The sequence below is a fragment of the Mycobacterium sp. E2327 genome (genome assembly GCF_001672675.1).
Classification (GTDB): Bacteria; Actinomycetota; Actinomycetes; order Mycobacteriales; family Mycobacteriaceae; genus Mycobacterium.
Genome location: NZ_LZKE01000008.1, coordinates 1 through 20,394 on the forward strand (window position 1 = coordinate 1; position 20,394 = coordinate 20,394).

General features: G+C 70.3%; 20 protein-coding genes and 1 pseudogene. 15 read left to right on the plus strand and 6 right to left on the minus strand.

What is annotated here, in order from left to right; translation table 11 throughout:
- The 3 genes from A5712_RS00720 to A5712_RS00730 form a co-directional block, all read right to left on the minus strand.
- Positions 1-585 (minus strand): GNAT family N-acetyltransferase (locus tag A5712_RS00720; RefSeq protein ID WP_156766342.1); only part of this gene is annotated, 585 nt, incomplete at its 3' end.
- Between the two features lie 246 nt (positions 586-831).
- The gene (locus tag A5712_RS00725) at positions 832-1,788 is read right to left on the minus strand and encodes an electron transfer flavoprotein subunit alpha/FixB family protein (protein ID WP_068100171.1); all 957 of its coding nucleotides are present in this window, start codon (positions 1,786-1,788) and stop codon (positions 832-834) included.
- 40 nt (positions 1,789-1,828) lie between these two features.
- Positions 1,829-2,629, minus strand: a complete 801-nt coding sequence (locus A5712_RS00730) for an electron transfer flavoprotein subunit beta/FixA family protein (protein WP_068100173.1) — start codon at positions 2,627-2,629, stop codon at positions 1,829-1,831.
- A gap of 228 nt (positions 2,630-2,857) precedes the next feature.
- On the opposite strand from A5712_RS00730, the gene A5712_RS00735 reads away from it, so the two are divergent.
- The 4 genes from A5712_RS00735 to A5712_RS00750 all read left to right on the plus strand — a co-directional run bounded on the left by A5712_RS00735 (position 2,858) and on the right by A5712_RS00750 (position 7,964).
- Positions 2,858-3,676, plus strand: coding sequence for a bifunctional 2-polyprenyl-6-hydroxyphenol methylase/3-demethylubiquinol 3-O-methyltransferase UbiG (locus A5712_RS00735; RefSeq protein ID WP_068100175.1), 819 nt, complete (start codon positions 2,858-2,860; stop codon positions 3,674-3,676).
- Positions 3,677-3,696: 20 nt separating this feature from the next.
- The gene (locus A5712_RS00740) at positions 3,697-5,259 is read left to right on the plus strand and encodes a glycoside hydrolase family 57 protein (RefSeq protein ID WP_068100177.1); all 1,563 of its coding nucleotides are present in this window, start codon (positions 3,697-3,699) and stop codon (positions 5,257-5,259) included.
- A 94-nt stretch (positions 5,260-5,353) separates the two neighbouring features.
- The gene (locus tag A5712_RS00745) at positions 5,354-6,598 is read left to right on the plus strand and encodes a glycosyltransferase family 4 protein (protein WP_068100179.1); all 1,245 of its coding nucleotides are present in this window, start codon (positions 5,354-5,356) and stop codon (positions 6,596-6,598) included.
- Between the two features lie 10 nt (positions 6,599-6,608).
- Positions 6,609-7,964, plus strand: coding sequence for a TIGR01777 family oxidoreductase (locus A5712_RS00750; RefSeq protein ID WP_068100181.1), 1,356 nt, complete (start codon positions 6,609-6,611; stop codon positions 7,962-7,964).
- Positions 7,965-7,973: 9 nt separating this feature from the next.
- On the opposite strand, the gene A5712_RS00755 is transcribed toward A5712_RS00750, so the two are convergent.
- Positions 7,974-8,648, minus strand: coding sequence for a phosphodiesterase (locus A5712_RS00755; RefSeq protein WP_068100183.1), 675 nt, complete (start codon positions 8,646-8,648; stop codon positions 7,974-7,976).
- Between the two features lie 351 nt (positions 8,649-8,999).
- On the opposite strand from A5712_RS00755, the gene A5712_RS00760 reads away from it, so the two are divergent.
- The 11 genes and pseudogenes from A5712_RS00760 to A5712_RS00810 all read left to right on the plus strand — a co-directional run bounded on the left by A5712_RS00760 (position 9,000) and on the right by A5712_RS00810 (position 18,126).
- Positions 9,000-9,437: an STAS domain-containing protein gene (locus A5712_RS00760; RefSeq protein ID WP_068100319.1), complete on the plus strand. Its 438-nt coding sequence runs from the start codon at positions 9,000-9,002 to the stop codon at positions 9,435-9,437.
- Between the two features lie 244 nt (positions 9,438-9,681).
- Positions 9,682-10,758, plus strand: coding sequence for a polyprenyl synthetase family protein (locus A5712_RS00765; protein ID WP_068100321.1), 1,077 nt, complete (start codon positions 9,682-9,684; stop codon positions 10,756-10,758).
- Complete coding sequence (gene crtI, locus A5712_RS00770) at positions 10,755-12,284, plus strand: phytoene desaturase family protein (RefSeq protein ID WP_068100320.1); 1,530 nt, start codon at positions 10,755-10,757, stop codon at positions 12,282-12,284. Before A5712_RS00765 ends, crtI begins: the two co-directional genes overlap by 4 nt.
- Positions 12,281-13,222 (plus strand): phytoene/squalene synthase family protein, encoded by a 942-nt coding sequence (locus A5712_RS00775; protein ID WP_068100185.1) that lies wholly within the window; start codon positions 12,281-12,283, stop codon positions 13,220-13,222. The genes crtI and A5712_RS00775 overlap by 4 nt, the downstream gene beginning before the upstream one ends.
- Positions 13,219-13,542 (plus strand): lycopene cyclase domain-containing protein, encoded by a 324-nt coding sequence (locus A5712_RS00780; RefSeq protein ID WP_068100326.1) that lies wholly within the window; start codon positions 13,219-13,221, stop codon positions 13,540-13,542. Before A5712_RS00775 ends, A5712_RS00780 begins: the two co-directional genes overlap by 4 nt.
- The gene (locus A5712_RS00785; RefSeq protein ID WP_068100187.1) at positions 13,539-13,850 is read left to right on the plus strand and encodes a lycopene cyclase domain-containing protein; all 312 of its coding nucleotides are present in this window, start codon (positions 13,539-13,541) and stop codon (positions 13,848-13,850) included. Before A5712_RS00780 ends, A5712_RS00785 begins: the two co-directional genes overlap by 4 nt.
- Positions 13,837-14,562: a trans-aconitate 2-methyltransferase gene (locus tag A5712_RS00790; protein ID WP_068100189.1), complete on the plus strand. Its 726-nt coding sequence runs from the start codon at positions 13,837-13,839 to the stop codon at positions 14,560-14,562. Before A5712_RS00785 ends, A5712_RS00790 begins: the two co-directional genes overlap by 14 nt.
- Positions 14,559-16,067 carry an FAD-dependent oxidoreductase gene (locus tag A5712_RS00795; RefSeq protein ID WP_068100191.1) on the plus strand — a complete coding sequence of 503 codons (1,509 nt, stop codon included), beginning with the start codon at positions 14,559-14,561 and terminating at the stop codon, positions 16,065-16,067. Before A5712_RS00790 ends, A5712_RS00795 begins: the two co-directional genes overlap by 4 nt.
- Positions 16,064-17,056: a DUF5914 domain-containing protein gene (locus A5712_RS00800; RefSeq protein ID WP_068100193.1), complete on the plus strand. Its 993-nt coding sequence runs from the start codon at positions 16,064-16,066 to the stop codon at positions 17,054-17,056. The genes A5712_RS00795 and A5712_RS00800 overlap by 4 nt, the downstream gene beginning before the upstream one ends.
- 47 nt (positions 17,057-17,103) lie before the next feature.
- Positions 17,104-17,534, plus strand: a pseudogene (locus A5712_RS00805) (DUF2784 domain-containing protein).
- 52 nt (positions 17,535-17,586) lie between these two features.
- Complete coding sequence (locus A5712_RS00810; protein WP_068100195.1) at positions 17,587-18,126, plus strand: MarR family winged helix-turn-helix transcriptional regulator; 540 nt, start codon at positions 17,587-17,589, stop codon at positions 18,124-18,126.
- Here A5712_RS00810 and A5712_RS00815 read toward each other — a convergent pair.
- Positions 18,091-19,353 carry a glycosyltransferase gene (locus A5712_RS00815; RefSeq protein WP_068100196.1) on the minus strand — a complete coding sequence of 421 codons (1,263 nt, stop codon included), beginning with the start codon at positions 19,351-19,353 and terminating at the stop codon, positions 18,091-18,093. The two genes, A5712_RS00810 and A5712_RS00815, sit on opposite strands and share 36 nt — an antisense overlap.
- A gap of 11 nt (positions 19,354-19,364) precedes the next feature.
- Positions 19,365-20,390 (minus strand): type 2 isopentenyl-diphosphate Delta-isomerase, encoded by a 1,026-nt coding sequence (gene fni, locus A5712_RS00820; RefSeq protein ID WP_197519265.1) that lies wholly within the window; start codon positions 20,388-20,390, stop codon positions 19,365-19,367.
- Positions 20,391-20,394 lie beyond the last annotated feature (4 nt).

Consider the following 20,394-nt stretch of genomic DNA (forward strand, 5'->3'; position numbering starts at 1 on the left):
CGCGGGGTGCGCGACTTCATCCTGAACCGCCACGCCGCGCCGCCGCAGTACCGGGTGCATCCCCACCGCCCCGTCCGATGCGCTGACAACGGGCACCGACACGCAGCCGGTCACGTAGTCGTAGCCGTAGCGGTCCAGGTAGGCCAGGATGCCGGCCCACATCAGCAGCACGACGCCGCCGTTGCGGTGACCGTCGCGAACCACCGCGCGTCCCATCTCCACCAACGACGGCCGCAGCGGGTCGAAGGCGCGAACGTCGAATTCCGTTGCGGTGTAAAGCCCTCCGGCCGCGATGGCTCCGGTGGGCGCCAGCATCCGGTAGCAACCCACCAGCTCGCCGGTGTCGTCGTCGCGCACCAACAGGTGATCGCAGTATTCGTCGAACCTGTCGACGTCGAGGCCCTCGGCACCGGCGGTCGGCAGGGCGAAACCCGGCGTGCTGGTGAATACGTCGTACCGGAGCCGCTGCGCCGCCTCGATCAAGGTGGGATCGGTGGACAGCAACAGCGAATAGCGCGGCCCGGCCGAGCTGGTCGCCGTGCCGTCCGGCACTTCGGCGGCGATCAGGACAGAAGCAATGCTCATGGGAAACAACGTGGCGCAACCGATGAGCTAGTCGGCATCGACGCTGTGACGTGTCGGTGCACGTCAGATGACGAAATATCGCGAAATTTCGGCCTAATTGACCGCGCGGTTAACGGACGCAGGACCGCGGGTGCCGCCGCAGCGGCACGAATTACTCGTCACCGCAAGCGAAACGCCGGGCGTCATCCCGGGATCGCTTGCCGCGCTTGGGTTCTCGGCCGGGGATGGACCCGGCCGCGGACGAAATCAGCCCTTGCGCGCCTTGATCGCGTCGGTCAGCTGCGGGGCGACCTTGAACAGGTCGCCCACCACGCCGTAGTCGGCGATCTCGAAGATGGGCGCCTCTTCGTCCTTGTTGACCGCGACGATGGTCTTCGAGGTCTGCATGCCCGCGCGGTGCTGGATCGCCCCGGAGATGCCCAGCGCGATGTAGAGCTGCGGCGACACCGTCTTGCCGGTCTGGCCGACCTGGAACTGGCCCGGGTAGTAGCCGGAGTCGACCGCGGCGCGCGACGCGCCGACGGCGGCACCCAGCGAGTCGGCCAGCGCCTCGACCACGCTGAAGTTCTCCGCGCTGCCGACGCCGCGACCGCCGGAGACGACGATGGTGGCCTCCGTCAGCTCCGGGCGGTCACCGGCAACGGCGGGCTCGCGGGAGGTGACCTTGGTGGCGTTCTCCGCGGGCGCGGGCACCTCGACGGTGACCTCTTCACCGGCGCCGGCCTGCGGCTCGGCGTCCACCGCACCGGCGCGCACCGTGATGATCGGGGTGTCGCCGTTGGCCTGCGCCTCGACGGTGAACGCGCCACCGAAGATGGAGTAGGTGGCCTTGTTGCCTTCCTTGACCTCGACCACGTCGACCAGCAGGCCGGAGCCGAGTCGGGCCGCGAGCCGGCCGGCGATCTCCTTGCCGTCGGCGCTGGCGGCCAACAGCACGGCCGCCGGCGAGCTGGATTCGGCGATCGACGCCAAAACGTCGATGACCGGGGTGAGCAAATACTTGTCGACGTCGTCGGATTCGGCGACGTAGATCTTGGCGGCGCCCGCCTCCTTCAGGCCGTCGACCAGTGGCGCCGCCGTGCCCGGCGCGCCGACCACGACGGCGGAGGGCTCGCCCAGCGCGCGGGCGGCCGTGATCAGTTCGGACGTAACCTTCTTCAGCGCGCCTTCGGCGTGCTCGACCAACACCAGTACTTCAGCCATGGGTTATTCGCTCTTCTCGTCTGTGGTTTTCGTGCTCGTGCTAGATGATCTTCTGGGCGACCAGGTACTGGGCGACCTGGTTGCCGCCCTCGCCCTCGTCGGTGACCTTCTCGCCCGCGGTCTTCGGCGGCTTCGGCGTCGACGACAGCACGGTCGAGCCGGCGTTGGCCAGGCCCACCTCGTCGCTCTCGACGCCGATCTCGGCCAGGGTCAGCACCGTGACCTCTTTCTTCTTGGCGGCCATGATGCCCTTGAAGGACGGGAAGCGCGGCTCGTTGATCTTCTCCGTCACGCTGACCACCGCGGGCAGGGTGGCCTCGAGCGTGAACACGCCGTCGTCGGTCTCCCGTTCGCCGGTGACCTTGCCGCCCTCGATGGACAGCTTGCGCAGGTGGGTCAGCTGCGGCAGGCCGAGGTACTCGGCGATGACGGCCGGCACGGCGCCGCCCGTACCGTCGGTGGCCTCGTTGCCCGCGATGACGAGCTCGGTGCCCTCGATGGTGCCCAGCGCGCGCGCCAGCGCCCAGGCGGTCTGGATCAGGTCCGAGCCGTGCATGCCGTCGTCCTTGAGGTGGACGGCCTTGTCGGCGCCCATCGACAGGGCCTTGCGGATCGCCTCGGTGGCCCGCTCGGGGCCGGCGGTCAGCACGGTCACCGACCCGTCGACGCCGTCGGCGGTTTCCTTCTCCCTGATCTGCAGCGCCTCTTCCACGGCGCGCTCGTTGATCTCGTCCAGCACCGCGTCGGCGGCCTCGCGGTCCAGCGTGTAATCGCCGTCGGTGAGCTTGCGCTCCGACCAGGTGTCTGGGACCTGCTTGATCAGGACCACGATGTTCGTCATGAGTCTGGTTCGTCCTCCTCGAAGGGGTCACACAGCGCTCGACTGCGGACCTCGGCCACGCACATTAAAAGACAGCACGGCGTGTTACCGGCGGGTAACTTTGTGCGGTCTGCTCTCACACCATAGCGGGTCGTAGTGCACGTTCTTTCGGCCCGTCTGCCCCTCCCGGCCGGGGTGCCCACTTCGCCGGTTCGCGAATCGGACACTTCGCGTTAGCCTGCCTAGTCAATGAGCGCATTCCTCCCCGACGTCCCCTCGGACGTGCCCGGCCCGCAGGCATCGGCCCCTGCAGCGGTCGACGCGGTGTTGACGCTGACGGGCGAGCGCACCATCCCGGACCTGGACATCGAGAACTACTGGTTTCGCCGGCATCAGGTCGTCTACCAGCGGCTTGCGCCGCGCTGCGCGGGCGCCGACGTGCTCGAGGCGGGCTGCGGCGAGGGTTACGGCGCCGACCTGATCGCCGGGGTGGCGCGCCGGGTCGTCGCGGTGGACTACGACGCGGCCGCGGTGGCCCACGTCCGCAACCGCTACCCCCGCGTCGAGGTCATGCAGGCCAACCTCGCGGAGCTGCCGCTGCCCGACGCATCGATGGATGTTGTGGTGAACTTCCAAGTCATCGAGCACCTGTGGGATCAGCCACAATTCGTCGCCGAGTGTGCGCGGGTGCTGCGGCCGTCGGGGCTGCTGATGGTGTCCACCCCCAACCGGATCACGTTCTCACCGGGCCGCGACACCCCGGTCAACCCGTTCCACACCCGCGAACTCAACGCCGACGAGCTGACCGAGCTGCTCGTCGACGCGGGCTTTCGCGACGTCGTGGTCTGCGGGCTGTTTCATGGCCCGCGCCTGCGCGAGATGGACGCGCGCCACGGCGGGTCGATCATCGACGCGCAGATCCGGCGGGCGGTTGCCGACGCGCCGTGGCCGCCCGAACTGGCCGCCGACGTCGCCGCGGTCACCTGCGCCGACTTCGACCTCCTCGACGCCGGCGACCGCGACATAGCTGAAAGCCTGGATCTGATCGCGATCGCGGTGCGGCCGTGAGCGCCCCGCACGTTCCCGGCATGTTCACGCTGGTGCTGCACACCCACCTGCCGTGGCTGGCCCACCACGGCCGCTGGCCGGTCGGCGAGGAATGGCTCTACCAGTCCTGGGCGGCGGCCTACCTGCCGCTGCTGCGGGTGCTGCGCACGCTGGCCGACGAGGATCGGCACGGCCTCGTCACGCTCGGCGTCACGCCGGTGGTCAACGCCCAGCTCGACGACCCGTACTGCCTCGACGGCATGCATCACTGGCTCGCGAACTGGCGGCTGCGGGCAACCGAAGCCGCCAGCGTGCGCACGGTCCGCGGCTCGAAGTCGGCGGACTACCAATCCTGCACTCCGGAAGCGTTGCGGGCCTTCGGAATTCGCGAATGTGCCGAGGCCGACCAGGCGCTGGACGACTATGCCACCCTCTGGCGGCACGGCGCCAGCCCGCTGCTGCGCGCGCTGATCGACGCGGGCACGGTGGAGTTGCTCGGCGGCCCGCTGGCCCACCCGTTCCAGCCGCTGCTGAACCCGCGACTGCGCGAGTTCGCGCTGCGCGAGGGCCTCGCCGACGCGCAGCAGCGGCTGGCGCACGTCCCGACCGGCATCTGGGCGCCCGAGTGTGCCTACGCCCCCGGCATGGAACACGACTACGCCGCCGCCGGGGTCACGCACTTCATGGTCGACGGCCCGTCGCTGCACGGCGACACCGCCCTGGGCCGGCCCGTCGGCGACACCGACGTGGTCGCGTTCGGGCGCGACCTGCAGGTCAGCTACCGGGTGTGGTCACCGAAATCCGGCTACCCCGGTCACGCCGCCTACCGCGACTTCCACACCTACGACCACCTGACCGGGCTCAAGCCGGCCCGGGTCACCGGGCGCAACGTGCCGTCGGAAGGCAAGGCGCCCTACGATCCCGAGCGCGCCGACCGCGCGGTCGACGCCCACGTCGCCGACTTCGTCGAGGTGGTCCGCAGCCGGCTGTGCAGCGAGTCCGAGCGCATCGGGCGCCCCGCCCACGTCGTCGCCGCCTTCGACACCGAGCTGTTCGGGCACTGGTGGTACGAGGGCCCCACGTGGCTGGCGCGGGTGCTGCGGGCGCTGCCCGCCGCCGGCGTGCGCGTCGGCACCCTGAGCGACGCGATCGCCGGCGGATTCGTCGGCGACGCGGTCGCGCTGCCGCCCAGCTCGTGGGGCTCGGGCAAGGACTGGCAGGTGTGGGCCGGCGAGAAGGTGGCCGACCTGGTGCAGCTCAACAATGAGGTGGTCGACACGGCGCTGAGCACGGTCGACAAGGCCTTGTCGCACGCGGGGTCGCAGCCGGCGTCGCTGGACGGGCCGCTCCCCCGCGATCACGTCGCCGACCAGATCCTGCGCGAGACCCTGCTCACCGTGTCCAGCGACTGGCCGTTCATGGTCAGCAAGGACTCGGCCGCCGACTACGCCCGCTACCGCGCGCACCTGCACGCGCACGCCACCCGCGAGATCGCCGGCGCGCTGGCGTCGGGCCGGCGCGACACCGCGCAGCGGCTGGCCGACGGCTGGAACCGCGCCGACGGCCTGTTCGGTGCCCTGGATGCGCGTAGGCTGCCCCGGTGAACGTCGCTTCCCGTCGCGAGCGTGCGTGTCTGCACAGCGACACGCCGTTGCAGCCGGCATTTTGCGCACTCTCGCGGCGGAGGTACGTAGGCGCGTGAAGATCCTGATGGTGTCGTGGGAATACCCGCCGGTGGTGATCGGCGGGCTGGGGCGGCACGTGCATCACCTCTCGACCGCGCTGGCCGCCGCCGGCCACGACGTCGTCGTCCTGTCGCGCCGGCCGACGGGCACCGATGCCAGCACCCACCCGTCCTGCGACGAGATCAGCGAGGGCGTCCGCGTCATCGCGGCCGCACACGATCCGCACGAATTCACGTTCAGCAACGACATGATGGCCTGGACCCTGGCGATGGGTCACTCGATGATCCGCGCCGGGCTGTCGCTCAAGAAATACGGCAGCGACCGGCCGTGGCGTCCCGACGTCGTGCACGCGCACGACTGGCTGGTCGCCCATCCGGCCGTCGCCCTTGCCCAGTTCTACGACGCGCCAATGGTTTCCACGATTCACGCGACCGAGGCCGGCCGGCATTCGGGCTGGGTCAGCGGCGCGATCAGCCGACAGGTGCACGCGGTCGAATCGTGGCTGGTGCGCGAATCCGATTCGCTGATCACGTGTTCGGCGTCGATGGCCGACGAGATCACCGAGCTGTTCGGTCCCGGCCTGGCCGAGATCACGGTGATCCGCAACGGCATTGACGCGGCGCGCTGGCCGTTCGCGCCCCGCCGGCCGCGCACCGGCCCGGCCGAGCTGCTCTACCTCGGGCGCCTGGAGTACGAGAAGGGCGTGCACGACGCCATCGCCGCGCTGCCGCGGATCCGGCGCAGCCACCCGGGCACCACGCTGACCATCGCCGGGGAGGGCACCCAGCAGGACTGGCTGATCGAGCAGGCGCGTAAACACCGGGTGCTCAAGGCGATCCGGTTCGTCGGACACCTCGAGCACGCCGAGCTGCTCGCGCTGCTGCATCGGGCCGACGCGGCCGTGCTGCCCAGCCACTACGAGCCGTTCGGGCTCGTCGCCCTGGAGGCCGCGGCGGCCGGCACTCCGCTGGTGACCTCGAACATCGGCGGCCTCGGCGAGGCCGTGATCAACGGCCAGACCGGGGTGTCCTTCCCGCCCCGTGACGTGGCGGCGCTGGCCACGGCCGTCCGCACCGTGCTCGACGATCCCGACGCCGCGCAGCGGCGGGCCCGCGCGGCCCGCGAACGGCTCACCTCCGACTTCGACTGGCGGACGGTGGCAAAGGAGACCGCGCAGGTCTACCTGGCGGCCAAGCGCGGCGAGCGCCAGCCGCAGCCGCGCCTGCCCATCGTGGAGCACGCGCTGCCGGACCGCTAACGTTCCATCGATGGGGCTGCAGTATTCGAGCGTCATCGACGCACCGCGCGACGAGGTATTCGCCTGGCACGCCAGGCCCGGCGCCTTCAACCGGCTCTCGCCGCCGTGGCAGCCCATGCGCATCCTCACCGAGGCCGACTCGCTCGAGAACGGGCGCGCCACGCTCGCGCTGCCCGGGGGGCTGCGCTGGGTGGCCGAGCACCAAGCCGATTCCTATGATCCGCCAAGACGATTCGTCGACGCCATCGGCGGCGGTGGGCCGGCGGCCCTGCCGGCGCGGATCGCGGTGCGGTGGAGACACACCCATGACTTCGAGGATGTCGGCGGCAACCGCACCAGGGTCATCGACCGGGTCGACACGCCGGTGCCGGGGTCGTTGCTGCGTCCCATGTTCGCCTACCGGCACCGCCAGCTGGCCGACGACCTGGCTGCGCACCGGCTGGCCCGCGAGGCCGGTCTGGGCGCCGCAACCATCGCCGTCACGGGGGCGTCGGGGCTGGTCGGTTCGGCACTGACCGCGTTCCTGCGCACGGGCGGCCACCGCGTCATCACGCTGGTCCGCGGGACTGCCGGCGGCGACGACGAGCGTCGGTGGAATCCCGACGACCCGGATCCCAGCCTGCTCGACGGGGTCGACGCGGTGATCCATCTCGCCGGCGCCTCGATCGCCGGCCGGTTCACCGACGCCCACCGGAATGCGATCCGCGACAGCAGGATCGGCCCGACCCGACGATTGGCCGAACTGGTGGCCCGAACCCACCCCGCGCCCGCCGCATTCGTCTCGGCCTCGGCGATCGGGTACTACGGCTACGACCGCGGCGACGAATCCCTGACCGAGGACAGCGATCGCGGGGACGGGTTCTTGGCGGACGTCGTCGCCGAGTGGGAGGACGCAACGGCGCCCGCGGAGGCGGCCGGTGCGCGGGTGGTGCGGGTGCGCACTGGCATCGTGCAATCACCCCGCGGCGGCACCCTGAAGTTGATGCGTCCGCTGTTCGGCGCGGGATTGGGCGGACGGCTCGGCGACGGCCGGCAGTGGCTGTCCTGGATCGCGATCGACGACCTGGTCGACGTCTACCACCGCGCGGTGTGGGACACCGGCCTGTCGGGTGCGGTGAATGCCGTTGCGCCGCAACCCGTCCGCAACAGCGAGTACACCCGCACCCTCGCCCATGTCGTGCACCGGCCGGCACTGCTGCCCGTGCCGTCCCTGGGGCCCCGCCTGCTGTTGGGCGAGCAGGGCGCCCGCGAACTCGCCTGCGCCAGCCAGAAAGTGCTTCCCCACAAGCTCACCGCGGCCGGGCATCGGTTTCGCCAGCCGGACCTCGACACCGCCCTGCGGCACCTGCTCGGGCGCGTCCGATAGTTCAGGGCCTCACTCGGCGTCCCGGCCGTCGCGGCTGCGCCGGTAGGCGCGGGCCCGCAGATCGGCGAGCCAATCGGGGTAGAGGCTCACCCCGGGAGCGGTGTTGGCGACGGGATCGAACGACACGTCCGGCTCGGGGTCAAGGACGCCGGTCAAGCTCAGCCGGGCCAGTGGCGTGAAATCGCCCCGGCCGCAGGCCTGGTCAATCGCAAAGTCGATGCCGGTATTGCCGATGGCCTGCTCGACGGTGTCCAGCGACAATCCAAAGCCATTGACATCACTCATGATTCGTGCCCTCAGCCACCAAACGCTGCCCTGATAGCGAAAGGGCATCAGGCTGGTCAGCGTCTGGCCGGACCATGACGTGGTCGGACGCAGCGCCACGGCCCGGGCCAGCACACCCGAACCGGCCGAGACCAGCAGGATGTCCCACGGCGACGCCACCACCTGCTGGGGCGCGACGCGCAGCGCCAGGCCGATGAAGTCGGGCAGCAACCCAGGGGTGCCGGCGGCTTTGGAGATTCGGGCGACGACGCCGGAGGACGGGACGGGCAGCCCGTCGGCCGCGGGGGCTACGCGTTCGAGCGAGCCGTCGGCGAGAACGCCGACCGGATGGAAAAACCGGCGACCGCGCAGTGCGGATCCCCATTGAAAGGGCTTGGCCAGAAGATCAGAAACGTCCACCGGCGCCGGGTTCCCGTTCTTGTCCGCGAGAAACCCCGGCCGCAGGGGTCCGAAAGCGAACGAGAGGCGGATGCGTCCCGGCCAGTAAACGAATATTCAAGGGAAGTTGCCGCGCCACCTCCGCGGTCCCGCCTGGTCCGCGGGGCGGCCCCGAAAATCCGCACTCGCATTCCGCCACGCCCGGGCGCCGCGGCGGCTAGCATGTAAACCAGGTTGAGTTCACAGCTTCTTTTTCGAGCGCGGTGCATGGCGCACCTGCCGCTCCCCCTCACCAGCCGATTGGCCCGCCAGATGACTGCTCACCGTTCCATGGATTTTCCCCAGCACAAACAACCCGCCAGCTGCCGCTACATGGCCGACTTCGACGGCGCGCGGCTCTACGTTTATGCGCGCAGCCTGGGCACCGTCCTGCGCGTCGATGGCGAGATCGACGCGTCGAATGCCGACCAGTTCGCCCAGACGATCCGTCGTTTTTCCCGCCTGAAAACCCCGTTGATCCTCGACCTGAGCCAGCTGGATTTTTTGAGCCTCGACGGTTTCCGGGCGCTGCTGTCGCTCAACCACGAACATCGCCAGTCCCGGGTGCACTGCAGCGTCGTCGCCGGCCCTGCGATGCGCCCGCTGCTGCACATCATCACCGACCACGGTTTGCAGGTGGTGGGATCGGTGGCCGAAGCCCTTCAGCTCCTCGACGACATCGTCAAGGCCAGGCGCCAGTTGCTCTCGGGCATCGTCGCCGATCGGCGACACCGGCACGAGCCGGCGCAACCCGCCGCCATCCCCTCCTGAGGCCATAACGGCGTCCGGCGACGCACCTCACCGCACGGGCTAGCGACCAACCAGCGCATGTCCGCCAGCACTGGCGTACCGCTCGATCATTCAGTAAGTTAATGTTTCAATAACTTAACTGAGCGGCGCCCGAGTCGTTGGCCGTCGCCCGGTGTTTGTTTCGTCACCAGAGGGGTATCTACGCGTGAATCCGAGCCTTTCGAGCCGGCGGCTGGCGGACGTTTCGTGGGAGGCGGTCGGCCCGATGTGCCTGCCCGACAAAGACCAACTGGACGCCTGGCGTACGAGTCTGCGGCGGGCGGTGCTGGACCACGTCACCGGATTCGTCGCGGAGCGATGCCACGACGCCTTGGGTGACTGCGGGGTCGACGTGGCCGGCGACATCTTGCTGGAGTTCGTCGACGGCGGCAAATGCCTGCGGTCGATGTTCATGTATCTGGGCTGGTTGTGCGGCCAACGGCCAAGCAATGCGGCACTGTCGGCTACCGCCAGCCTCGAGTTGCTGCACGCGTTTGCGCTGTTGCAAGACGACGTCATGGACAATTCGCCATCGCGGCGAGGCCGCCCGGCCGCGCACCTGCAATTCGCCACCTGGCATCGCCGACGCGGGCTGTCCGGCTCCTCGCGTCGGTTCGGCGAATCGGCCGCCATCCTGCTCGGTGATCTGTGTTTGATCTGGGCCGAGCAGATGCTGCGCGACAGCGGCCTCGAGCGCCACCACCTGCTCAAGGCATGGCCGCGCTACGACGCCATGCGTACCGAGCTGGCGGTCGGCCAGTTCGCCGACCTGGCAACGGATATGCGGGACCTGCCGACGATGGAGGCCGTTCTCGAGGTGGCGCGGCGCAAGTCCGGGAACTACACCGTGCGCCGACCGCTGGAGATCGGCGCCGCGATGGCCGGCTGCGACGTCCGGGTGCTCGACGCGTTAGGCGACTACGGCACCGCCATCGGCGAAGCTTTCCAGCTGCGCGACGACATCCTGGGCATCTTCGGGTCGCCCGCGGTAACCGGGAAGCCCAACGGCGGGGACCTGATCGAGCGCAAGGCCACCAGCGTCGTGGTGGCCGCGCACGAGTTGGCCGACGCGTCGACCCGTCGACAGTTTCGCCAATTCATGAGCGGTGAGGAGCTCGACGATTCCGCACTGGACCAGTGGCGGAACCTCATCCTGGCCACCGGGGCGGTGCGGCTGATCGAAGAACTGATCGCCGATCGCGTCGAGGCGGCTCTCAAGGCCTTGGACGGCAACATCGTCGACGGCGCGCTCACCGCCGCGCTCGTCGACATGGCGGGCCTGTGCACCCGGCGGGCCGCATGAGCATCCGCACGGTGTCCGGGCGCACCGACCACGTCGTCGTGGTCGGCGCGGGATTCGCGGGGCTTGCCGCCGCGCTGCACCTGGCCGGCCGGGGCCGTCAGGTCACCGTGGTTGAGCGCGAAGCCTGGCCCGGCGGCCGGGCGGGGCGGCGCGATGTCGACGGCTACCACATCGACACCGGCCCGACGGTGCTCACGATGCCGGACATCATCGACGAGGCGTTCGCCGCGGTGGGCGAAACCGCCTCGGACAGAGTCGAATTGCTCCCGGTCGACCCGGCCTACCGGGCGCTGTTCGCCGACGGCAGCGCCATCGACGTGCACACCGACGCCGACCGGATGGCCGCCGCGGTGCGCGAGTTCGCTGGACCACAGCAGGCCGACGGCTACCGGCGGCTGCGCGACTGGCTGAACCGGCTGTATCGCACGGAATTCGACGGCTTCATCGCCGCCAACTTCGACTCCCCGCTGTCGCTGCTGACTCCCCAGCTGGCGCGGTTGGCCGCACTCGGCGGGTTCCGCCGGTGGGACACGATGGTCAAGCGCCACATCAGCGATCCCCGGTTGCGCCGGGTGTTCACCTTCCAGTCGCTCTACGCCGGGGTCGCGCCGCAACACGCCTTGGCGGTGTACGCGGTGATCGCCTACATGGACACGGTCGCCGGGGTGTTCTTCCCGCGCGGGGGCGTGCGCGCGCTGCCCGACGCCCTGGCGGCCGCGGCCGCCGACGCCGGGGTGCGGTTCCGCTACGGGTCGACGGTCACCGGGCTGGAGCGCAGCGGGCAGCGGATCACCGCGGTCCACACCGACCGGGATGCGCGCATCGACTGCGACGCGGTGGTACTGACGACCGAGCTGCCGCAGACCTACCGCCTGTTGGGCCGGCAGCCACGCCGGATCCTGCCGCTGCGCGCGGCGCCCTCGGCGGTGGTGCTGCACCTCGGTTGCCGCGCCGTGGCGTCCCAGAACGCCCACCACAGCATCCTTTTCGGCTCGGCGTGGGAGCAGACGTTCACCGACATCATCCGCGACGGCCGCCTGATGGCCGATCCGTCGCTGCTGGTGACCCGGCCGACGGCCGGCGATCCGAGCCTGGCCCCCGCCGGCCGCGACTTGCTCTACGTGCTGGCACCGGCCCCCAACCTCTCGCGCGGTGAGATCGACTGGTCGGCCATCGGTGGCGCATACGCGGACTCCCTCCTCGACATCGTGCAGGACCGGCTCTTGCCGGGCGTGCGCGACGGCGCCCGACTGCTGCACGTCGACACCCCGGCCGACTGGGCCCGCCAGGGCATGGCCGCGGGCACGCCGTTCGCGTGGGCCCACACGTTCGCCCAGACCGGGCCCTTCCGGCCGGCCAACACCGTGCGCGGCATCGACAACGCGGTGCTGGCCGGGACGTCGACCCTGCCCGGGGTGGGCGTGCCGACCACGCTGATCTCCGGGCGGTTGGCCGCCGACCGCATCACCGGCGCCCCAACGCGGACGACGACCCGAACGCTCGACCTGAAAGCGGGATCGCGATGATCCGGACGGAATTGGACGCCGCCGGAATCGACGAAGAGCGGCTGCGCGCGGCCTATCGGCGGTGCCGGCAGATCGCCGCCGAGAACGGCCGCACCTACTTCCTCGCCACCCGGTTGCTCGCCCCCGACCAGCGCCCGGCCGTGCACGCGTTGTACGGCTTCGCCCGCCACGCCGACGACATCCTCGACGAGCTCAACCCGGCCCTGGATGTGTCCGAGCGGGCGGACCGGCTGCAGCGGCTCTCGGATCGCTTCTTCGACGGGGGCGACCACGACGACGAGCCCATCCTCGCCGCCGTCGCCCACACCGCGCGTCGTTACGAGATTCCCGCGGACCTGTTCGCGGACTTTCTGGACTCCATGCGCATGGATCTCACCGTCACCGACTATCCCGACCGGGCGGCGCTCAACCGGTACATGCATGGCTCCGCGGAAGTCATTGGCCTGCAGATGCTTCCGGTGCTGGGGACCGCCGGTCCGGAGGTCCCCACCGGCGTGGCCGCCCCGTATGCGGCGGCGCTGGGCCGCGCGTTTCAGCTCACCAACTTCCTGCGCGACGTCGACGAAGATCTGGCGCGCAACAGGATCTACCTGCCGGCCGACGAACTCGCCGCCTTCGGCGTGGACCGCGACCTGATGATGTGGTGTCACCTGCACCGGCGCACGGATCCCCGCGTCCGCTCCGCCCTGGCGGCTCAGCACCAGATCACCCGCGAGATCTACCGTTTCGCCGCCGACGGGATCGCCCTGCTCGCGCCCCGGTCCCGGCCGTGCGTGGCGACCGCGTTGACGCTGTACTCCGAAATCCTGGATCGCATTGAGGCCAGCGATTTCTCGGTATTCACGCATCGGGCCACCGTCGGCACGGCGCGGCGGCTTCGGGTCGCCGGTGGCGGGCTAGTGCGGGCGTGGCGGGCCCGGATGAGGACCGCGTCGTGAGCGACCGGTGGCAGTACCTGATCGTCCTGGGCCTGTGCCTGGCGATCACCGCGCCGCTCGAGCTGTTCGGCGCCGGTGTCTACCGCCAACCGCGCCGCCTGGCCCGCGCGGTCCTTCCGGTCGCGGCGGTGTTCCTCGTCTGGGACACGGTGGCGATCGGCGCCGAGGTGTGGGCTTACAACTGCGAGTACATCAGCGGCGTCCACATCCCCTTCGGGGTGCCAATCGAGGAAGTGTTGTTCTTCCTGGTGATTCCGGTGTGCGGGCTGCTGACCTACAACGCGGTGAGCGCCATCCTCGAACGGGTCAGGAACCGATGACCGGCCTCGGCTACACGGTGCCGGCCGTCGCGGCCGTCCTGGTCGTGGTCGCGCTGGAGCTCGCGCTGTTGCACACGGGGCTGTTCCGGCGGCCGGCCTACTGGTTGTCGATGGTGATCGTGCTCGGCTTCCAGGTTCCCGTCGATGGCTGGCTGACGAAACGCACCGCGCCGATCGTGGTCTACAACGAGCGGCAGACCGGCGGCGTGCGGTTTCCGTTCGACATTCCCGTCGAGGACTTCCTGTTCGGCTTCGCACTGGTCACCGCCGTGCTGCTGTTGTGGGAGCGACAACGTGCGAGTCGATAAGGCGGGCCTGCCCCGCAACGAGGTGCCCGGCGCCTTCGACGTCGGCGCCGCGGCGTACGACCGGCTGGTCGGGGCCAACCCGTACTACCACGCGAACCTGGCGCGCTCGGCGCGCCGCATGCGGCTGCCCGCACGCGGCCGGGGCCTACGTCTGCTCGACGCGGGCTGCGGCACCGGCGCGTCGACGGCCGCGCTGCTGGCGGCGGCGCCCGAGGCGGAGATCGTCGCGGTTGACGCCGCGAACGGAATGCTCGACGTGGCACGGGCGAAGGCGTGGCCGCCGTCGGTGCGGTTCGTGCACGCGCGCGTCGAGGAACTGGAGGAAGGCGGCGTCACCGGACCGTTCGACGGCATCCTGGCCGCCTACCTGCTGCGCAACCTCGCGGACCCGGACGGTCAGCTGCGGGCGTTTCGCGCCCTGCTCGCCCCCGGCGCCACCCTGGCGATGCACGAGTACTCGGTGCGCGATTCGGTCGCGGCGAGGTTGGTCTGGCACGCGGTGTGTTGGGGCATCATCGTCCCCGCCGGCTGGTGGCATACCCGGGACACCGCGCTCTACCGGCACCTGTGGCGCAGCGTCCTCGCGTTCGACGGGGCGGCGCGGTTGCGGCGCCGGATGCGCGACGCCGGCTTCACCGGGGTGCGTAGCGAGACGATGCCGGGCTGGGAGCACAACGTCGTCCACACGTTTGTCGGGGAGGCGCCGCGATGACCGACCGCCGCCGGCGCGTTCACCCCGCGATACCCGGCCTGCCCGACGCGGGCGCGCTGTCGTCGCGGCCGCGCGCCGTCGTGGTGGGCGCCGGGATCGCCGGCCTGACGGCCGCCACCGCGCTCGCCGAACGCGGCGTCTCCGTGGACGTCGTCGAACGGGAGGACTACCTCGGCGGCCGGGTAGGCGGCTGGACCGAACACCACGACGGCGCCGAGTTCGCGATGAACCGCGGATTCCACGCCTTCTTCCGCCAGTATTACAACCTGCGCGCGCTGCTCCGCCGGGTCGATCCGCGGCTGCGCATGCTCGCCCCCGTCAGCGACTACCCACTGATCGACGGCGCCGGACGGCGCGACACCTTCCGCGGACTGCCACGCACCCCGCCCTGGAACGCGCTGGCATTCGCATTGCGCAGCCCGACATTTTCAGTCGGCGACCTGGTGCGCATCAACGGCCGGGCCGCCGCACCGCTGGCGGCGGTGTCGGTGCCCGACATCTACCGGCGGCTCGACCACATCGACGCGGAAACCTTCCTGAAGAGCATCAACTTTCCCGAGTCGGCGCGCCATTTGGCGTTCGAGGTGTTCTCCCGCAGCTTCTTCGCCGAGCCGGCACAATTGTCGGCCGCGGAGCTGGCGGCCATGTTCCACATCTATTTCCTCGGTTCCAGCGAGGGCCTGATCTTCGACGTCGCCACTGCGAACTTCCAAGTGAGCCTGTGGAATCCGCTGCGCGAGTACCTGCACGACCGGGGCGTTCGAATGCACCTCGGCACCCAAGCGTCCTGTGTCACGCCCGGAGCCACGAAAGCCTTTGACGTCCATACCGAGTCGGGCGATCGGCTCGACGCGGACGCGGTGGTGCTGGCGCTCGACGTAGGCGGCCTGCAGCGCGTGGTGGCGGCGTCTGCCGGCCTCGGCGACGATCCGTGGCGCGCCCGGATACGCCGGTTGCGCACCGCGCCGTCCTTCGTGGTGCACCGGCTGTGGCTGGAGAAAGCCGTCGATTCGGACCGGCCCGCTTTTCTCGGCACGGCCGGTCATCCGCCCGTCGACAACATCAGCGTGCTGGAGCGTTACGAGCGGGAGGCCGCGGTGTGGGCACGCCAACACCGCGGGTCGGTCGTCGAATTGCACTCGTACGCGGCCAGTTCCCAATCCCCCGATCGGGCCGCGATCGGCCGGCTGCACCAGTTGTATCCCGAAACGGTCGGGGCCCGGGTCGCTTACGAACGCGTGCTGCGCCGCGACGACTGCCCCCTGTTCGCACCGGGAACCTTCCTGCAACGGCCGACCGTGGCCACGCCGCAGCCCGGGCTGGTGCTGGCCGGCGACGGGATCCGTGTCGACCTGCCGGTCGCGCTGATGGAACGGGCGGCCACCACCGGATGGTCGGCCGCCAACCAGCTGCTGGCATCGTGGGGCATTGCCGGCCACGCGCTGTGCACCGTCCCGATCCACGGGCGGTCCGCGCTGCTGCGGTCACTGGCGCGGCCACGATGAGCGTCGGCGATCGCCTGCGCCGGCGCTGGAAAGACTGGCCGGTCGGCGTAATCCCGCGTGTCTCATGGACACAGCAGCGCCCGACCTACCGGGACGCGCAGCCGGGCATCATCAACGCAGCGTTGGCGCGGTCGGGGCGCCGGGCGACCGGAAACTGGTTCGCGTTCGCCGCGAGCCGCGACGTGCGCACCGGCCACGCCCACGGGGCGCGGGTCGCCGGCATCGACCTGGTCGCCTGGCGCGGCGAGCACGGCCGGCTGTGGGTGGGTCCGGCCACCTGCCCGCACCTGGGCGCCGACCTGGCCACCGGCCTGGTGCGCAAGGGCGTCCTGTACTGCCGGTGGCACGGGCTGGCGCTCGACGGCAAAACGTGCGAATTGCGTTGGCAGCCGTTGCCCAGCCACGACGACGGCGCGCTGGCGTGGGTGCGCCTCGATTCGGTTGGGACAGAGGCCCCGACGGATCGGCCGGTCGTCGTGCCGAGGCCTTCCGTTGACACCCTGACGGCGGTCACCCGGGTGGTCGGTCGCTGCGAACCGTCCGACGTCGTCGCCAACCGGCTCGACCCCTGGCACGGCGCGTGGTTCCACCCCTACTCGTTCACCCGGCTGGAGGTGCTCACCACCCCCACCGAGGAAGACGACCGCTTCCTGGTCTCGGTCACCTTCCGAATGGGTCGCCTCGGCGTGCCCGTCATCGCCGAATTCACCACTCCGGACGCGCGCACGGTCGTCATGCGCATCATCGAGGGTGAGGGGACGGGAAGTGTCGTCGAAACCCACGCCACGCCAATGGGTTTGGGACACGACGGCTGGCCGCGCGTTGCCGTCCTGGAGGCCACTATCGCGACATCGCAACGCCCGGGTTTCAAGGCGGCGCGCCGGGCGGCCCCATTGATCACACCGCTGATGCGCTACGCCTCGAACCGGCTGTGGCGCGACGACCTGGCCTACGCCGAACGCCGCTATCGACTTCGCGCGGGTGGCTAACATGGACCTACCTCAGCACGGGCCGCCAGCGGAAGTCCGAACCGACGATGACGAAAGCGCATTTCGCCTGCTTTAAGTACCTCGTGACGGTCAGCGTGGGCGCGCACTTCGCCTATCTCTGCTATGTGCCCTGCGGTGGTTTCCTCGCGCTGCGGTGGCCACGCACCATCTGGCTGCACCTGGCGAGCGTGTGCTGGGGCCTGGCGGTCGTGATGCTGCCCGTGCGTGTCCGCTGACTTCCCTGGAAGATTGGGCACGATTACGAGCCGGCATGACGCCGCTGCCCAGCACTGGGTTCGTCGACCATTACGTCGCGGGTGTGGTCTACCCGGCCGGCCGAACCGGTACCGTGCAGACCATCGCCTTTCTCGCCGCCGTGACGTCATGGATCGCCCTGGCGAAAAAGCGCCGGAACTCGAGAAGTGGTCAGGCGACGGCTCCGGTAGGTTCTTTCCCGGCGCGCAGCACGTCGCGCTAGGTCCCCGACAGGGGCACGGATACGCTGGTGGTCTGATGAAGGATGCGGGTAGGTGAGCAAGCGCCGCGCGCAAGATTCGCCCGACCGGGCTGAGCTGGAAAGGCAGTTGTCGGCCGACATGCGAGCGATCACGGCGCAATCGGATCGCATCGGCCGCCACTTCGCGCGCACGAACGAGGTCGGCAGCAGCGATTTTCACGCCCTGCTGCACATCATGGTCAGCGAGACCGCGGGAAAACCGTTGACCCTGGCCGAATTGCGGCAGCGCATGGACGTCTCCCCCGCGGCGATCACCTATCTCGTCGATCGGATGATCGAAGCGGGCCACATTCGCCGCGAGGCGGACCCCGAGGACCGACGAAAGTGGTTGCTGCGCTACGAGGAAAGCGGCATGACGTTGGCGCACGCTTTCTTCCGGCCGCTCGGTCTTCACCTCAGCAAGGCCATGGCGGACCTGAGCGATAAGGATTTGATCGCGGCTCATCGGGTTTTCACGGCGATGATCGGGGCGATGTCGACGTTCGAGGGCGAGCTTTCCGGCCGGCCGGCCAGCCCGTCAGCGGGCGCCCGGCGGCAAAAGGCCGCGCCGTAGCGCCCCGTCCAGTAGGCGCTGCTCGATGAGGTCCGCACCACGGGCCACGCCGCCGGTCGCGGCGAAACCGGCGGCCACCCGGCGCGCGCCCGCCGCCATGGCCGTCGCCTCCCGCACGGCGAGGCGCAGGCGCGCCGCGGTCAGCTTCTTGGCCGGCAGCCGCGTCCCGCAGCGGGCCACCTGTACGCGGCGCGCCACTTCGGCCTGATCGCGGGCGAAGGGCACCGCGCAGACCGGGACACCCCGGGCCAGGGCCTTCACCGTGGTGCCCATCCCGCCGTGGGTGACGGCGCAGACCGCACGGTCGAGGACCGCGCCGTGCGGCGCAAAGCGGCATGCCGTGGCGTTGGAGGTGTGCGGGAGCCCGTCGGGCACGCCGGCGGGGAACGTCGCGACGACGTGGACCGCTTCAGCGGCCAACGCCTGCAAGGCGATTCGGCCCAGTTTGGCGTCCGCCTGCGCGATCGAGGAGGTGCTGACCAAGACGATGGGCCGGTCGATGCCGGTGATCCACTCCGGCGCGGCGGCGGGGCCGGGCTCGAACTCACACGCACCGATGAAGTGCACGTGGCCCCAATCGGGATGCGGATACTCGAACGGCTCGCCGCCGACGGCCAGCATCAGCGGCGCGCGGCGCATCAGCCCGTCTACCGACTTCGCCCGCGGTAGCCCGAGTTCCGCGCGGACGGCGTTGACCCGGGGCACGATCCGGCGGTCGAACAGGTGGCGCACAACCGGGCGCATGGACGCGTCTCGGACCATCCCGACCGGTCCGGGCAGCGGGCGCAGGCCGGGGCCGAACGGCGGCGCCGAACGAGACCTCAGGTAGGGCGTGAACGGCGAAAATACCAGCCACGGAACGCCACTCGCCTCGGCCATCGCCATGGCTCCCCAGCAGTTCGCGTCGACCAACACCGCGTCGGGACGGACCCGCGCCAGCGCGCGACGAAGATCGTCGACCTCGATCACCGCGCGTCGGCACAGCACCTCGATCGTCTCCTTGAGGACCCCTAACGCGTTGGGCGCCAGCCAATCCCGGCCGGCGATGGCCTCGATTCGCGGGTCAACGGCCTCGGCATGGATGCCGGCGGCGCGCATGGCGGAAACCCCGCCGGCCAGGGTCAGCAGGTGAGCCCGATGGCCCCGCCCGACCAGTTCGGTCAGCAGCGCCGCCATGGGATAGGCATGACCGAGCGCGGGCGATCCGTACGCCAGTATCACCGCCATCCGCCGTCCCGCTACGAAAGAGGCGTCAGGCCAACGTCTCGCAGCGCCGTCACCTCCGCCGCGCCGCACCCGTGCAGGCAGATGCGGAACTCGTCGATGAATCGCTGCAGCCATGCGGTCGCCGCGGCCGCCGACTCGATCGCCGCGGATAACAGCGGCCGGGCGACGGCCACCACGTCGGCGCCTAGCGCCAGCGCCTTGGCCGCGTCCATGCCCGTCCGGATTCCGCCCGAGGCGACCAGCGGGATCTCGGGCAGCGCCGCCCGCACCTCACAAATCGCCTGCGCGGTGGGTATGCCCCAGTCCGCCAGGTCGGGGTAGCGCACTTCGCCGTAGCGGACCAATTGCTCGACGCGTGACCACGAGGTGCCGCCGGCGCCGGCAACGTCGATGGCCGCCACCGGGAGCTCCCCGGACGAGCGCAGCAGTTGGCCGATCGCGGCGCCGCCAATCCCGTGACCGACCTCCTTCAACAGCACCGGGTAGCCCAGCATGCCGGCCACGTCGTGCAGCCGGTCCAGCGACCCGGCGAAGTCCGTGTCGCCATCGCGCTGGATGGCCTCCTGCAGCGGATTAGTATGCACCGCAAGCGCATTCGCGCCCACCCGGTCGAGGGCTTGAACGATGTCCGGCACCGCGTCCTTGGTGAACTGGGAAAGGCCGATGTTGCCCAGCAACAGCACGTCCGGCGCCACGTCGCGCACGCAGAAACTGGAGGCGGCCCGCTCCCCCAGCGCGCTGTCCAGCATCACCCGCTGCGAGCCCAGCATCATTCCGATGCCGAGCCGTTGCGCGGCCGTGGCCAGGTTGCGGTTGATGGTGCCCGACAGCTTCGCCCCGCCGGTCATGGCGCCGATCAGAATCGGAGCCCGCAGCCGCGCGCCGAGAAATTCGGTGCGCAGGTCGATGTCGTCAAGGTTGGTCTGGGTCAGGGCGTTGTAGGGCAGGGCGTAGCGTTCCAGGCCGGTCGTCAGGCCGTGATAGCCGACGTCCCCTTCGAGGCACACGTCGATGTGACGGCGCTTGCGGGTGGTCATCTCG